A 14,646-nucleotide genomic window follows, 5' to 3' on the forward strand; every position below is an offset into this window, starting at 1 on the left:
CGCGGGTTAATGAACATATGTTCAATAAACAGTTTGGCCGCGTCCTGTCTATAGGTTTGGCTTTGGACCCCGCGTTGGGTTCTGAAGAAATCCTCAGAAAGTTTTCAGATCGGCTTCACGGAAGATCGCCAATTCGTGAATGAACAACCTGACGCGGTCGGGTGTTTTTTTGTCAGGAGGTGCTGAAATGTTAAAGAGTACAAAGCAAAAACTTGGCGCGCTTGCGATTGCGCCGTTTGTCGGGGTGTTCATGGTCGGAAGCGCAGCAGCCGCGCCTGAAACCTGTAACTGGAAAACAGCGCGTGATCTCGCCAATGCCGGAGACTACGCGGGTTTGTGCGATTGCGCTCAGGTTACGCCGAGCTTTCTGGAGCGACTGCAGAGTCGCGCCGATTTCGAGACCACTCTGAGCGTAACAGGTGCGCAGTGTCCGGGATTGGCCACGTTGCTGACCGATTTGCCCACGGCGAGTGTGCAGACGGCATCAAACCAAGGCGAGAACAGATCGTCTGACGGCTCGGGTAATGGCGGTGGAGGTGGTTCGGCTGGCAGCGGTGACGCAGGTGGTGACGACGGCCCTGGTGATGGCGGTGACGGCCCGGGTGATGGCGGTGACGGTCCTGGTGACGGCGGTGACGGCCCCGGCAAGGGCGGTGATGGCCCTGGTAAGGGCAGTGGAAAAGGTGGCGGCAAGGGCGGCGACGGCAAAGGCGGTGGCGGTAAAGGCGGCGACGGTAAAGGCGGTGGCGGCAAAGGCGGTGGCAAGGGCGGCGACGGCAAAGGTGGGGGCAAAGGCGGCGGAGGAAAGGGCAAGAAGTAGCCCATCGTGGCGCAGTCCCTGAAATTTTTGTAGGTCTCCACATCCGGCGACCTACACCAACATAAAACCCCGGATACAACTAGCGCCATCTCGGCAATTTACAGCGCCAGCGGGTATGTGACCGGTTTAGCGCCAGTCGCTTTAGGCATCTTCTTTGCTGCCGATGCCGGTAATTTCGACTTTGCGATCCGCTCGCCTGGTTTGCCGTCTTTGAAAAAACTGTCGACCCGCCAGCTTGCTTTCAGGGTTCTTGGCAGTTTGCTCAACATGCGCGAGGTTTCCTTTGACGCACTGCTCCACCAGGGTTTCATGCCGCCGCTGCACTTTGCATGAAACCGGATGCGGACCCGATAGCCCGAGGCTTTCTCTTCTTTTCTGAAGTCCTGCAAGCTCTTGATCAGCTTGGATTCAAAGGCGCTGTAGTAGGTCGAGTTCGAGCTGGCCGACATGGGCGTCAGATTGACATTGGTGCCGGGCCCGCCAAGTTTTTCGCTTAGGATGTGGCCTTTGATGTATGTCTGAGCCTGCAGTTCCGAGTAGTCGGACAGCATCTGAATTTCTGTCAGCGCCAGAAGCTCCAAAATCTTATCGACCGAATTTGCCTTGGCAAGCTTTTGGAGCGTCGACTTGCTGGACAGGGCCTTCTGCACGGCAGCCAGATCAATCAGGTCTTTTACATCCCAGCGCGAGTTGAACCGTTCGACAATCGCGCAATGGCCGGTAGCTGGAGAGCTGCCCTTTTGCTTCAAGCTGTCGGTTGTCAGGATGCAGGTGACCTCATCCGCGCCGGTTGAGAATTTTTCGCCTTCAAAGACAACGTCGGCGCGGCGGGAAGATGTGAACTTATTCGCAATAACCATGTTCAAATCATACTAAAACGCTTCAATAGTCGGCAGTCTAGCATAGATTTCGGCATCAACGAAATTAGGCGCTCCGGGCGCAGGTGTTTGCGCCCGGAAACGAGAAAGATCAGCCTAGCTGAACCAGCGCGTGGCGTTTCTTGCCTGCGCTCAATTTGATCGGAGAGGAAAGCGCGCCTGCGTCAATCATCAGGCCTGCATCCGTCAGCGGCGCGTCGTCCAGCTTGGCGCCATTTTCCGAGATCAGGCGCTTGGCCTCCTTCCCGGATTTGGCCAGACCGGATTTCACGATCAACTGCACGATGGACATGCCAGCGCCTAGTTCATCCGCGCTGAGCGTGAGGGTCGGAAGGTCTCCGCCAACACCACCTTTTTCGAACACTTCGCGGGCCGTGGCCTCGGCTGTGGCAGCGGCTTCGGCACCATGCAGAAGGGTCGTGACTTCATTGGCGAGACGGATTTTGGCCTCGTTGATCTCAGACCCTTGCAGCGCGCCCATGCGGTCGCATTCATCGACCGGAAGCTCGGTGAAGATCTTCAGGAAGCGGCCTACATCGGCGTCAGTCGTGTTGCGCCAGAACTGCCAGAACTCATAGGGCGACAGCATATCGCCGTTCAGCCAGACCGCACCGCCCTGCGATTTGCCCATCTTGCGGCCGTCGCTGGTGGTCAGCAAAGGCGTCGTCAGGCCATAGATTTCCTGATCCAAGACGCGGCGGGTCAGGTCGATACCGTTGACGATATTGCCCCACTGATCTGAGCCGCCCATCTGCAGAACGCAGCCATAGCGGCGGTTCAGCTCAAGGAAGTCATAGGCCTGCAGGATCATGTAGTTGAATTCCAGGAAGCTCAGCGATTGTTCGCGGTCCAGCCGGGATTTCACGGACTCGAAGGACAGCATCCGGTTGACCGAGAAATGCCGCCCGATATCGCGCAGGAAATCGAGGTAGTTCAGGCTGTCGAGCCATTCAGCATTGTTGAGCATCAGCGCGCCAGTCTCGCTGTCGTCATAGGACAGGTACTTGGCGAAGACCTTCTGCATTCCGGCGATATTGGCGTCAATCTGTTCGGGTCCCAGCAGGGGGCGCTCGTCCGAGCGGAACGAGGGGTCGCCTACCTTGGTGGTGCCGCCGCCCATCAGGGTAATCGGCTTGTGGCCGGTCTTTTGCAGCCAACGCAGCACCATGATGTTCATCAGGTGGCCCACATGCAGCGACTGCGCAGTGGCGTCATAGCCGATATAAGCCGTCTGCACCCCGTCGATCAGCGCGTCGTCAAGGCCTTGATAATCGGTGCAGTCGGCGAGAAAGCCGCGCTCGATCATCGTGGCGATGAAATCCGATTTGGGGTGGTAGGTCATATCGTGCCCTCGGGGTTACTGTTGCGGGGCTCTGTATAGGCGGCGGCGTAGGGAAGGGGAAGGTGCCTTTTGTGCTGAAAAACACCTCGGACCAGCGTCGCATACATGGCGCTCGGGGCAGAATTCTTTGCAGCTTGGGCGCAAGGCGCTTGCCTTGTCTGCCATAGGCGGGGCAGGTTGGCGCCGTTGCACGCTCTGATTGTTCAGAAGGCAGGTGCAACGACTGATACAGGCAGGAGGCAGCCGTGCGGCAGTCCAATAAAATACAAGGGCCCATCCGTGCTCTTGGGGCGATGTCCGGAACGTCGATGGATGGCGTGGATGCAGCCGTGGTCGAAACCGATGGCCATCGGATCTTCAGCTTTGGTGAAACCGGCTATCGCGCCTATTCCGAGGCCGAACGCGCGGTGATCCGGGCGGCCTTGGGGCAATGGCAAGGCGCTGATGTGGAGGTCGCGGGCGAGCTGGTGACCGTGGCCCATGCCGAGGCCCTGTCGGAATTCGAAGATGTGGATTTGATCGGCTTTCACGGCCAGACCCTTGCGCATGAGCCGCGCGGGCGCGGAACCTTGCAGGTGGGCGATGGTGTCGGACTGGCGCAGGCGCTCGGCTTACCGGTTGTCTGGGACTTCCGCAGTGATGACGTGGCTTTGGGGGGCGAGGGCGCGCCTCTGGCGCCGTTCTTCCATTTCGCCTGTGCCAAATGGATCGATGCGCGGGAGCCGCTGTGTTTCCTGAACCTCGGCGGTGTCGGTAACTTGACCTATGTTGACCCGTCCTTTGATGGCCCTGAAGCGCCCGGGGCGTTGCTGGCTTTTGACACCGGCCCGGCAAACGCACCTGTGGATGATCTGATGCAGGCTCGTCTGGGCCTGCCGATGGATCGCGACGGTGCAATGGCCCGAGGCGGCACCGTGGAAACCGGTGCGCTTGAGCTGTTCTTGGCCGAGCCATTCTTCGCGCGCATGCCGCCCAAATCCCTGGACCGAAACGACTTTGCCGAGATGGTGCGTCTGGTGCAGGAGTTGAGCGATGCGGACGCGGTTGCCACTCTGACCGCGATGTGTGCGGCGGGTGTGGCGCAGGGTATGCAGCATTGCCCGAAACCGCCCGCGCGTGTGCTGGTGACCGGCGGAGGGCGGCATAATCCCGTTCTGATGGAGATGCTGCGCGTTTCGTTGGATTGCCCGGTTGAGCCGGTCGAGGCCGTCGGGCTGGACGGCGATATGCTCGAAGCTCAGGCCTTCGCCTATCTTGCGGTTCGCGTGGCGCGGGGCTTGCCGACCTCATGCCCTGGAACGACGGGGGTGCAGGCTCTGGTGGGCGGTGGCATAGTCAGCCGTGTCTCGGTGGATCAGGCCAGCTAAGCTGGGAACTCGGACCAAGTGGTTCAAAAGCAGGCATAAATGTGCAACGCTTGTGTAAACGTGTTTCAACAAAGGTCTTGTTTCATGGCGACAAAAGCGGAACTGGAAGCCGAACTTGAGGCGTTGCGCGCGCGCAATGCGAAGTTGGAGGAAAGCGCGGAGGCGGGTGCGGAAGAGAAGACCTCGACCAAGACCAGCGATGAGATTCGGCGGTTGCTGAAAGAGCATGGCGTTGATCTATCCGGGGCCGAGGCGATGGGTGAGGAGGTCGTTGCCGAGTTTGGTCGTTTGCAGAAGGATTATCCGATTACAGTTCTGCTGATTGCGTTCTCGCTTGGGTATGTGGTCGGTCGGGCCAGTAGATAGAGAGGGTGAGATGAGCAGGTTTAGCAGAAATCTTGTAACGATCTATCGCACGGAACGCCTGATCGCGCGTCGACGTCTTGCGGTGATGCAGCAGCAGACGATCCTGATGGTGCTGGCAGGTATCGCTGCACTGGCCGGTCTGGTTGCCCTGAATGTTGCCATTTTTTTCGCACTGGACGCGTTGATGTCTTCCGCCGGTGCGGCTGGCCTGCTGGCGGCCGGGAACTTGCTTTTGGCGGCGCTGCTTGTTCTGTTTGCGCGGCGGACCAATGTCGAGGATGAAATCGCCCCGGCGGTGGAAGTGCGCGACATGGCAATCGCGGACGTAGAAGACGAGATGGAAGAGATGGCCACTGAGGCGCGTGAGGTGGTTCAGGCGGTCAAGAGTATCGGGGCAAATCCGTTGGGATCTTTACCGGCGTTGCTGGTGCCCTTGTTGACTGCGGTTTTGAAGAACCGGGCCGAGAAATAGGTGGGTGCGGGGTTAGGGGCGCTGCCCCCGCCGCGCTTTGCGCGTCTCCCCCGAGATATTTTTAGCCAGATGAAGTTTGGATCCCTTGTGCTACCGGCTGCGAGGAATGTCGAAACCGGGGGCGGCGAGGTCGAAGCCTTGGAATTCGAAACCGGGGGAGACGGTGCAACTGACCAGAGTATAGTCTCCGGTCGTTCGGGCCGCTTGCCAGTGGTTCTCAGGAACGATCAGTTGCGGCGCGCCTTTGGATAGATCGGGACTTAGCAGGTGGTCGGTGGCGGGGCCTTGGTCGGTTTCGCTGATCGACAAGATCAAAGGGGCGCCTGCATGGTAAAGCCAGATCTCGGTCGCATCGACGCGGTGCCAGTGGCTGGATTCCTCGGCCTCTAGCAGGAAATAGATGCAAGTACCTGAGGCGCGGCCTTCGTTTTGCGCGCGCCACGTCTCGCGGTACCAGCCGCCTTCAGGATGTTTTTGCAGGTTCAGGTGCTTGACGATCTCTTGCGCGGTCATGTTTGGCCCTTTGGGTTTTTGCGCGATTATGCATGGGTTCGCGCGATCCGCTATGGCAATCATCGCGTCAGGTCATATGTTTGCGCCATGACCCTTAGGATCCCCTTTGATAACTCCTACGCCCGTTTGCCGGATGCCTTTTACACGCGGCAGTCTCCGGTCCCTGTGAAAGAGCCTCAGTTGATTGCGTTCAACGAGGGGTTGGCGCGGATTTTGCGCATCTCACCTGGAGATGTCACCGAGATGGCGCAGGCTTTTGCAGGGAATACGGTACCCGACGGAGCAGAGCCTTTGGCGCAGCTGTATTCGGGGCATCAGTTCGGGACTTATAATCCTCAGCTCGGGGATGGGCGTGCAGTTTTGCTGGGTGAGACTGTGGGCGAAGACGGGATACGCCGAGACATTCAGCTCAAGGGTTCAGGCCGGACGCCTTATTCGCGGCAAGGTGATGGGCGGGCATGGCTGGGGCCGGTGTTGCGAGAGTATGTGGTCTCAGAAGCGATGCATGCGCTGGGCATTCCGACCACGCGGGCTTTGGCCGCTGTTGAAACAGGTGAAGCCGTTTACCGCGAAGGGCCGATGCCCGGGGCGGTTTTGACCCGAGTGGCGCAGAGCCATTTGCGCGTTGGAACATTTCAGGTCTTTGCCGGGCGCAGGCAGGTCGAAAGTCTAAAGCAATTGACCGACTATGCCATCCAGCGCCACTACCCCGAGGCTGAAGGGCCTATGGGGCTGTTGCGGGCGGTTCGTGATGCGCAGGTAAAGCTGATCGCGGCGTGGATGAGCGTTGGGTTTATTCACGGTGTGATGAATACGGACAATTCCTCGATCGCGGGGGAGACCATCGACTATGGTCCTTGCGCCTTTATGGACAGCTATCATCCGAATACGGTCTACAGCTCGATCGACCGGATGGGGCGCTATGCCTATTCCAACCAGCCCGAAATCGCAGTGTGGAATCTGGCGCAACTGGCGACGGCCTTGATCCAGCAATACGATAATCCTCAGGACGGTGTCGAAGAAGCGACCGAGATCGTACACGCCATGCCCGATTTGCTCCAGCAGGAGTGGTTGAGCCGCTTCCGTGCCAAGCTGGGTTTGACGCGCGAGGAGGATGGCGATCTTGGGCTGATCACCGACCTGTTGAAGCGTATGGCGGAAGAGCAGGCGGATTTCACCAACACGTTCCGGGCGCTGGGCGGTGAGACCGCGCGGGACCAGTTCACGAACCCCGAGGCATTTGATAGCTGGGCTGAGGGTTGGCAGACCCGCATCTCGCGTGAAGCGGACCCGCTAGAGGTAATGTCGGCGACAAACCCGGCCTTCATCCCGCGAAACCACCGTGTTGAGCAGATGATCGAAGCTGCGGTGAAGGGGGACTATGCCCCGTTCCATCGTTTGAACGATGTGTTGTCACGCCCCTTTGTGGATCAGCCCGAGGATCCCGACCTAACACGGCCCCCCAGTGCAAATGAGGTAGTTCACGCCACGTTTTGCGGAACCTGATTGCGACCCAAAAGTTCGAATTGCAGGCAGGTCTCGGACATGTCGATGGGCAGGGTCGGTGAGATCAGGCCACTATCGGCCAGCATGACGGATTCCCGTTTCAGTTGGATTTCGCGTCCGGATTCTGATTTCACGTAGGTCCCCGAGGTGCTGCGGTCTGTCAGGATCAGCTTACCCGCTTTCATGGCAAGGACCGCATGCAGGCGCGAGATCCAGGGCTGCGGCAGCACCACATCACAGTCAGGCGCGCGGCCAATCTTGAACTCTCCGTTGCCGAGACAGCGCCAGACGCGGTCCTCATGGCGCAGGATCAGGGTCAGACCTTCGCGGGGCTGCCAGTTCTCCTCGGTGCGGCCGAAATTCTGAGGCAGCCTCGTTTGCATGATCGAGTCAGACTCGGGGTGGATCAACGAATATGCTGTCTGCGCCTCGGTAAGGCCCTTAAGGCTAAGCTGGCCGAGTGGTGTAAGTGTGCTCCGTAGTTCGGCGGGCAGCAAGACGGCGATCCCCTGGCTGAAACAGGCCTCGCCCGGATTGGCTGCGGTTGCAAAGCGAGCCGTCACGTTGACGGCCTCGCCATAGATGCCGCGCTTGCCAATCACGATGGGGCCGCAATGCACGCCGACATGAACCGACAGCGGTGTATGAGTTGAAGGCTCGATCAGCTTCAGGGCTGCATTGTAGGCCGCACTTGGGTTCTCGAAATAGCTGAGAACATCGTCGCCCTTTTGCCCGACTGGAATGCCGCCAAACTCCTGCAGGACCGAGCGCAGCCGATCAATCTCAAGCTGGATCAGGCGCTGGGCTTCGTCATCGCCCACCGCCTTGTAGAGCGGCGTACTGCCCACGATATCGGCAATGATCATCGTGGCGAATGTGGATTCAACGTCCAAGGGCGAGTTTCCTTTTTGCGGCAGTTTAACCCCGCTTGATTTCGTGTAAACTTATTTAATGTAATGCTCATAAACCTTTGAGGGAACGCGCTGAGAATTGCAACACCGCGCCCTTTCCAAAGGTTCCAAATCGGTGCCGTTGACTCTGAAAAGCGATATGAAAATACCCTCAGTTCTGCGGCTTGCCAGCTACAATATTCAGAAATGTGTCGGCCTTGATCTCCGGCGTCAGCCACAGCGTATCCTTCAGGTTCTCGAAGGAATGCGCGCCGATATCGTCGTGTTGCAGGAGGCAGACAAACGCTTGCCGCCACGGCCTGCCGCGCTGCCGCAGTTCATGTTGGATGAGGCCGGATGGCAGATCGTCGATCTGGGCGGGGCGGGCAGTTTGGGATGGCACGGAAATGCAGTGATCTGGCGCGGCGATGCGATCTCGGTCCGTCAAACCGGCCATCACGAATTGCCTGGGTTCGAGCCGCGCGGCGCGGTGCGGGTTGAGTTCGATACCCCCATCGGGCCGCTTCGGGTGATGGGTATGCATCTGGGGTTGCTGTCCGCCTCGCGTCGCCGACAGATCACCCATATACGCCAATTCGGTGCGGATCTGGAGAATATGCCAACGGTTTGGGCCGGAGATTTCAACGAATGGTCGCGCTCACCTGTGCTGGATAACCTCGTGCCCGAGATGCGGTTTCTGCCTCCGCTCCCCAGCTTTCCCGCCGCCCAGCCCTTGGGCGCTTTGGACCGGATTGCCCTTGGTCAGGGGGTTGAGGTGCATGCGCATGGCGTGCATGAGGATCGCCCGGCGCACATCGCCTCGGACCATCTGCCGATCTGGGCCGATCTGCGCCTTGGAGGATGATCTGCGCAGGCATGTCGAATTCTTGTGGCGCGGCGCGTGTGGACATACTAAGACAGACACCCGAGTAGTTTCTGAGGGGCATCATGCCGGATACGATCATATCGCGTTGTGAGGCCAAGGGCCTTCGCATGACCGGCCAACGGCGCACTATTGCGCAGGTTCTCGAGGAGAGCGCGGACCACCCGGATGTCGAAGAACTCTATTCCCGTGCCTCGGCTTTGGATTCGGGTATCTCGATCGCAACGGTCTACCGCACTGTGAAACTGTTCGAAGAGGCCGGCATTCTGGAGCGTCTGGAATTCGGCGATGGCCGCGCCCGTTATGAAGATGCCGAGAGGGATCACCACGATCATCTGATCGACATGCAATCGGGGGAAGTGATCGAATTCGTCGACCCCGAGATCGAAGCTCTGCAGGAAAAGATCGCGGAAAAATTGGGCTACCGCCTCAAAGGCCACCGGTTGGAGCTATATGGCGTTCCCATCAAGCCCGAGTGATCCATCACCAAACGCGATGGGTGGCAACAAGACAATTCATCGCTCGCGATGTGATAGGTCTTGATTTAACGCAATACATACGGTTTTGCTGAAGGGAGAAGGCGGCAATTGGTGCCGCCCGTTTCTTTACGGACAGACCCATGAACAACGTCAACGGCATTTTGCTGGTCATTGCGTCTATGGCGGCTTTCACGCTTGAGGATGTGTTCATCAAGCAGCTGACGTCCTCCATCACGCCGGGCCAGATTCTGGTCATGCTGGGGCTGGTCTGCTCTGTCGTATTTCTGGTCATGGCCATCGCGACCCGCAAACGGATTTTTGTGCCCGAGGCGTGGCAGCTTTTGCCGATGATCCGCGCTATGTCCGAGGCCGTCGCTGCGGTGGCCTTTGTGACGGCGCTGGCCCGTGTGGACCTTTCGACCGTCGCGGCCGTGTTTCAGGCAATGCCACTAGCGGTCACTATGGGGGCAGCGCTGTTTCTGGGTGAACAGGTCGGCTGGCGACGCTGGAGCGCGATTGGCGTGGGTTTCATCGGCGTGCTGATGATCATCCGCCCCGGGCTTGAAGGGTTCCGCCCGGAATCCCTTTATGTGGTGGCTGCGGTCATCGGCGTGGCGGCGCGCGATCTGATAACACGGCGGCTGGACAGCAAAGTCTCGTCAGCGGTGGTGTCCTTGCAGGCCTATCTGGCCTTGGCTTTCGGCGGTGCAGCCTTGATGATCATGAGCGGCCATCCATTGGAAGCCATGCAAAGCGCTGAGGTCTGGCCTTTTGCCGGAGCGGCCTTTTTCGGTGTTCTGGGATACTATGCGATTGTGATCGCGATGCGCGTCGGCGAAGCCTCAGCTGTCACGCCGTTTCGCTACACGCGGCTGTTGTTCTCGATCCTTGCGGGTGTCCTGGTCTTTGGCGAACGTCCTGACCTGATGACACTGGCCGGGGCGTCCCTGATCATCGGCTCGGGCCTGTATACCTTTCTACGCGAACGCAAATTGGCGCGCGCAATGGCCTTGGCCGCCGCGTAACCCTGTTGGCGCAAACATGACGCTGTTAGCCCTAAAGGGCCGGGAATATACGTGTTAGCGATAACGGAAATGGTTTACTTTTAGTTCCGTGCTGCTATGACGCGTGCAACGGAATGCAGCCACAGGGACCGCCCTCATGAGTACCATCATCGACATTCACGCACGCGAAATCCTGGACAGCCGGGGCAACCCGACGGTCGAGGTCGACGTCATTCTGGAAGACGGCACAATGGGCCGCGCGGCTGTGCCCTCGGGTGCCTCCACCGGCGCCTATGAGGCGGTTGAAAAGCGCGACGGCGACAAGGCGCGTTACATGGGCAAGGGCGTGCTCGAGGCCGTCGCCGCCGTCAACGGCGAGATCGCCGAGGAACTGGTAGGCTTTGACGCCACCGAACAGGTCGCTATCGACCAAGCGATGATCGAACTGGACGGGACCGAAAACAAAGGCCGTCTGGGCGCAAACGCCATTCTGGGTGTTTCACTTGCTGCGGCCAAGGCGGCAGCGGATTTCACCACGCAGCCTCTGTACCGCTATGTCGGCGGTACCTCGGCCCGCGTCCTGCCAGTTCCGATGATGAACATCATCAATGGCGGCGAGCACGCCGACAACCCGATCGATATTCAGGAATTCATGATCATGCCGACCTCGGCCGCGAATATTCGCGAGGCGGTTCGCATGGGCTCCGAGGTGTTCCACACACTCAAGCGTGAGCTGTCGGCTGCCGGTCTGGCCACCGGAGTGGGCGACGAAGGCGGCTTTGCCCCCAACATCGCATCGACCCGTGAGGCATTGGATTTCATCCTGCAGGCGGTCGAAAAAGCGGGCTACAAGCCGGGCGAGGAAATTCACCTCGCCCTGGATTGCGCCGCGACCGAATACTTCAAGGACGGCAAATATGTGCTGGCGGGTGAGAATATCTCGCTGACCTCAGAGGAAAACGCCGAGTATCTGGCAACCTTGGTCAAAGACTATCCGATAATCTCGATCGAAGACGGCATGTCCGAAGACGACTGGGATGGTTGGAAAGCGCTGACTGATGCCATCGGTGACAAGGTGCAACTGGTGGGTGACGACCTGTTCGTGACCAACCCGGAACGTCTGGCCGAAGGGATTGAGCGTGGTTGCGCCAACTCGATGCTGGTCAAGGTGAACCAGATTGGTTCGCTGACCGAGACCCTGCGCGCTGTCGATATGGCCCACCGCGCGCGTTATACCAACGTGATGTCGCATCGCTCGGGCGAGACCGAGGATGCCACCATCGCTGATCTGGCTGTGGCGACCAATTGCGGTCAGATCAAGACCGGATCGCTGGCGCGTTCGGACCGGTTGGCCAAGTATAACCAACTGATCCGTATCGAGGAATCGCTGGGTGAAGTTGCGGAGTATGCCGGAGCGTCGATCCTGAAACGGTGATCTGAAACCCGGTTCTGAACTCTGTTAGAGGCCCTCTTTCCCCGGAAAGAGGGCCTTTTTGATAGCAAAAAGACGATTGCGACTGTGAATTCCTCTGGCTAGGAGAATTCGCCTTATTTGCAGGTATTTAGCGGGTTAACGGATGTTATGTGTGAACTTAATCACACAGCGCTCACGGTTTCGTGTTCTATACTGTCGCCATTACAGAAAGGAGCACACCATGACTGGTTCGAAATTCCTTCTCGTAGCGACAGTTCTCAGCACTGTATTTCTGGCGGCCTGTGCAGGGCCGGGGACCTATCCGATCACAGGGCAAAAGGTCTCCTCCGACGATCCGGTGCAGGAGATGTACTATAACCCGAGTGTGATTTTCCGGGGCGAGTCGCGCTAGAGCGCTTTGCTCATCAGCATGTAGCGCTCGCGAGGTTTGAAGCCGGTGCGCAGATATAGTTTCTGCGTCGCCTCATGCGTGCGGTCGACTTCAAGGTGCAGGGCGGTCAATCCGGCTTCAGCCAGGGCCTTGGGCAGTTCCAGCAAAACCTCGGTAGCGATGCCACGTCCTCGAACGGCGGGGCGGATGTAGATTTCGTCCACGAACCCATCCATGCCACCGAACTCTACCGACCAACCGAAGGTCAGGATGATATAGCCCAAAGGCGCGCGACCCGGGCCAATCAGGTAGATGCAGCCATGGGGGATGCCCTCAAGCAAAGGCATCAGCGCCTCGCGCCGTTGGTCGGGGTCCTGTGCGATCCCCTGTTCGGCATGGAACGCAGAGACCAGACCCATCAGGCGGTCCAGATCTTCGGGGCGAGCCAGTCTTAAAGCGGCGGTCATAGGCGGGCCAGCCTTTCCGTGAGGAGGGTGAAGAATCCTTGGGCGTCCACGTCGCCCATGAACATAGCGTTCGGTTTTCGGTCTGTTACACGCCACCAATCAGCGACTGTCATTCCCAGCGTCAATTCTGACTTGGTTTCGATCTCAACGTTAATGTGGCGACCCGAGAACAGTTCTGGCTGAATCAAATAGGCGGTAACGCAGGGATCGTGCAATGGTGCGCCTTCCGAGCCGTACTTTTCCTTATCAAAGCGCTCGAAGAAATCGGTCATTTCAGCGACGGCATGACCGACCTTACTATCTAGCGATCTGAATGCGTCATTGCGATGCGGTGTAACCAAAGCGTCATGGGTCACATCAAGAGGCATGACGACAATATTAGCGCCAGATTTAAACACGATATCAGCAGCTTCCGGGTCGACATAAATGTTGAACTCCGCGGCTGGCGTGATGTTCCCGACCTCGAAATAGGCACCGCCCATCAGCACGATTTCCTGCACCCGGTCGACGATATCCGGGGCCTTCTGGAAGGCGGTCGCGATGTTCGTCAGCGGCCCCAGCGGGCAGAGCGTGACTGTCCCGGGTTCCTGCGTGCGCAGGGTTTCGATGATGAAATCAACCGCGTGGCCCTCGGTCAAAGGCATCTGTGGATCCGGCAGAACGGGACCGTCCAGCCCGGTTTTGCCGTGCACATGTTCAGCCGTGATAAGAGGGCGTTTAAGCGGCCGGTCGCATCCGGCATAGACCGGCACCTCGGTATGGCCCGCCAACTCACAGACAATACGCGCGTTCTTGGCGGTCAGTTCAAGCGGCACATTCCCGGCGACGGCAGTGATACCCAGAACCTCGATCTCTTCGGGGCTGGCGAGCGCTAAAAGAATGGCGACGGCGTCGTCCTGACCGGGGTCGGTGTCGATGATGATCTTGCGGGGCATTGGAGTCTCCGGGGAGCGTGAAGGTCGGACAGTCGCAAGTGTCACGTGACTTGTCCACCTGATTCAGGCTCCAACTGGCGGGAGTTTGCCATTGGCGCGATGTTCCTCGGTCTTCACCTCATCCCACAGCGCATCCATCTCGGCCAGATCGCTTTGTGAGGGGGTTTTGCCGCGCGCGGCCAGGCGAGCCTCAACCTGCTCAAATCGGCGGGTAAACTTGGCGTTGGTGCGGCGCAGGGCGGCCTCGGGTTCGATCCCCAGATGCCGCCCGAGATTGACCATCACGAACAGCAGATCGCCGAATTCATCTTCGAGCGCGTCGGCGTCCTTGGCGTTGCGCGCTTCTTCCAACTCGGCAGCTTCTTCGGTGATCTTGGCGAGGACATGGCTGGCATCGGGCCAGTCGAATCCCACACGCGCAGCCCGCTTTTGCAGCTTGTGCGCGCGCAGCAGGGCAGGCAGGTTGGCGGCCACACCATCCAGCGCGCCTTTCTGTTCCTTGCCTGCGCGTTCAGCGGCTTTGATGGTTTCCCAATCAACGGTCTGTTGATCGGCGGACTTGTCACGGGATTCGTCGCCGAACACATGCGGGTGCCGGCTGACCATCTTGTCAGACATGGTGCGGACCACGTCCTGAAAGGTGAAATGCCCCGCTTCCTCAGCCATTTGCGCGTGGAATACGGATTGGAAGAGAAGGTCGCCAAGTTCTCCCTTTAGCTCATCATAGGCCTGCCGTTCGATGGCGTCGGCGACCTCATAGGCTTCCTCGATCGTGTAGGGGGCGATGGTGGCGAAATCCTGTTCGATGTCCCACGGACAACCGCTTTGCGGGTCACGCAAGCGGCGCATGATTTCCAGCAGGCGCTCGATACCCGCATCGCTGTCATGGATCAGAGGATTTTCAGCCATTGCGAACCCT

17 protein-coding genes are annotated in these 14,646 nt (G+C 58.9%); 10 read left to right on the forward strand and 7 right to left on the reverse strand.

Features of this window, described 5'->3' with window-relative positions:
• The first annotated feature begins 187 nt into the window (after positions 1–187).
• Positions 188–820, forward strand: coding sequence for a hypothetical protein (locus ACR0AI_RS01460; RefSeq protein WP_480671196.1), 633 nt, complete (start codon positions 188–190; stop codon positions 818–820).
• 98 nt (positions 821–918) lie between these two features.
• Here the strand turns inward: ACR0AI_RS01460 and ACR0AI_RS01465 are convergent, their stop codons facing one another.
• Both ACR0AI_RS01465 and tyrS read right to left on the reverse strand, forming a co-directional pair.
• Positions 919–1,680 carry a DNA/RNA non-specific endonuclease gene (locus ACR0AI_RS01465; RefSeq protein WP_480671194.1) on the reverse strand — a complete coding sequence of 254 codons (762 nt, stop codon included), beginning with the start codon at positions 1,678–1,680 and terminating at the stop codon, positions 919–921.
• A gap of 109 nt (positions 1,681–1,789) precedes the next feature.
• Positions 1,790–3,040, reverse strand: a complete 1,251-nt coding sequence (tyrS, locus tag ACR0AI_RS01470; RefSeq protein ID WP_480671192.1) for a tyrosine--tRNA ligase — start codon at positions 3,038–3,040, stop codon at positions 1,790–1,792.
• 245 nt (positions 3,041–3,285) lie between these two features.
• Between tyrS and ACR0AI_RS01475 the strand changes: the two genes are divergently transcribed.
• From ACR0AI_RS01475 to ACR0AI_RS01485, 3 genes are all read left to right on the forward strand, one after another.
• Complete coding sequence (locus tag ACR0AI_RS01475) at positions 3,286–4,407, forward strand: anhydro-N-acetylmuramic acid kinase (protein WP_480671190.1); 1,122 nt, start codon at positions 3,286–3,288, stop codon at positions 4,405–4,407.
• Between the two features lie 84 nt (positions 4,408–4,491).
• Positions 4,492–4,773: a hypothetical protein gene (locus ACR0AI_RS01480; protein ID WP_170373933.1), complete on the forward strand. Its 282-nt coding sequence runs from the start codon at positions 4,492–4,494 to the stop codon at positions 4,771–4,773.
• A gap of 10 nt (positions 4,774–4,783) precedes the next feature.
• On the forward strand, positions 4,784–5,245 hold the full coding sequence (locus ACR0AI_RS01485; protein ID WP_480671188.1) for a hypothetical protein: 462 nt from the start codon (positions 4,784–4,786) through the stop codon (positions 5,243–5,245).
• Between the two features lie 90 nt (positions 5,246–5,335).
• On the opposite strand, the gene ACR0AI_RS01490 is transcribed toward ACR0AI_RS01485, so the two are convergent.
• Complete coding sequence (locus ACR0AI_RS01490) at positions 5,336–5,758, reverse strand: cupin domain-containing protein (RefSeq protein WP_480671186.1); 423 nt, start codon at positions 5,756–5,758, stop codon at positions 5,336–5,338.
• 87 nt (positions 5,759–5,845) lie between these two features.
• Here ACR0AI_RS01490 and ACR0AI_RS01495 point away from each other — a divergent pair, with 87 nt between their 5' ends.
• Positions 5,846–7,264 carry a protein adenylyltransferase SelO gene (locus ACR0AI_RS01495; protein ID WP_480671184.1) on the forward strand — a complete coding sequence of 473 codons (1,419 nt, stop codon included), beginning with the start codon at positions 5,846–5,848 and terminating at the stop codon, positions 7,262–7,264.
• On the opposite strand, the gene ACR0AI_RS01500 is transcribed toward ACR0AI_RS01495, so the two are convergent.
• Entirely contained in the window at positions 7,240–8,157 is a 918-nt protein-coding gene (locus ACR0AI_RS01500; RefSeq protein ID WP_480671182.1) for an adenylate/guanylate cyclase domain-containing protein, read from the reverse strand. The genes ACR0AI_RS01495 and ACR0AI_RS01500 overlap by 25 nt on opposite strands.
• Positions 8,158–8,314: 157 nt before the next feature.
• On the opposite strand from ACR0AI_RS01500, the gene ACR0AI_RS01505 reads away from it, so the two are divergent.
• From ACR0AI_RS01505 to ACR0AI_RS01525, 5 genes are all read left to right on the forward strand, one after another.
• A complete protein-coding gene (locus tag ACR0AI_RS01505; RefSeq protein ID WP_480671180.1) occupies positions 8,315–9,019 on the forward strand; it encodes an endonuclease/exonuclease/phosphatase family protein in 705 nt (234 codons plus the stop codon).
• Between the two features lie 83 nt (positions 9,020–9,102).
• Positions 9,103–9,516, forward strand: coding sequence for a Fur family transcriptional regulator (locus tag ACR0AI_RS01510; RefSeq protein ID WP_480671178.1), 414 nt, complete (start codon positions 9,103–9,105; stop codon positions 9,514–9,516).
• 140 nt (positions 9,517–9,656) lie between these two features.
• Positions 9,657–10,541: a DMT family transporter gene (locus ACR0AI_RS01515; protein ID WP_480671176.1), complete on the forward strand. Its 885-nt coding sequence runs from the start codon at positions 9,657–9,659 to the stop codon at positions 10,539–10,541.
• Between the two features lie 136 nt (positions 10,542–10,677).
• Positions 10,678–11,955: a phosphopyruvate hydratase gene (gene eno, locus ACR0AI_RS01520; protein WP_480671174.1), complete on the forward strand. Its 1,278-nt coding sequence runs from the start codon at positions 10,678–10,680 to the stop codon at positions 11,953–11,955.
• A 220-nt stretch (positions 11,956–12,175) separates the two neighbouring features.
• Positions 12,176–12,346 (forward strand): hypothetical protein, encoded by a 171-nt coding sequence (locus tag ACR0AI_RS01525; protein ID WP_170638520.1) that lies wholly within the window; start codon positions 12,176–12,178, stop codon positions 12,344–12,346.
• Here ACR0AI_RS01525 and ACR0AI_RS01530 read toward each other — a convergent pair.
• The 3 genes from ACR0AI_RS01530 to mazG form a co-directional block, all read right to left on the reverse strand.
• A complete protein-coding gene (locus tag ACR0AI_RS01530) occupies positions 12,343–12,792 on the reverse strand; it encodes a GNAT family N-acetyltransferase (protein ID WP_170373924.1) in 450 nt (149 codons plus the stop codon). The genes ACR0AI_RS01525 and ACR0AI_RS01530 overlap by 4 nt on opposite strands.
• A complete protein-coding gene (locus tag ACR0AI_RS01535) occupies positions 12,789–13,727 on the reverse strand; it encodes a nucleoside hydrolase (protein ID WP_480671172.1) in 939 nt (312 codons plus the stop codon). The genes ACR0AI_RS01530 and ACR0AI_RS01535 overlap by 4 nt, the downstream gene beginning before the upstream one ends.
• Before the next feature lie 63 nt (positions 13,728–13,790).
• Positions 13,791–14,636 (reverse strand): nucleoside triphosphate pyrophosphohydrolase, encoded by an 846-nt coding sequence (gene mazG / locus ACR0AI_RS01540; protein ID WP_170641918.1) that lies wholly within the window; start codon positions 14,634–14,636, stop codon positions 13,791–13,793.
• Positions 14,637–14,646: the final 10 nt, after the last annotated feature.

Source organism: Ruegeria sp. BG3 (assembly GCF_056538485.1).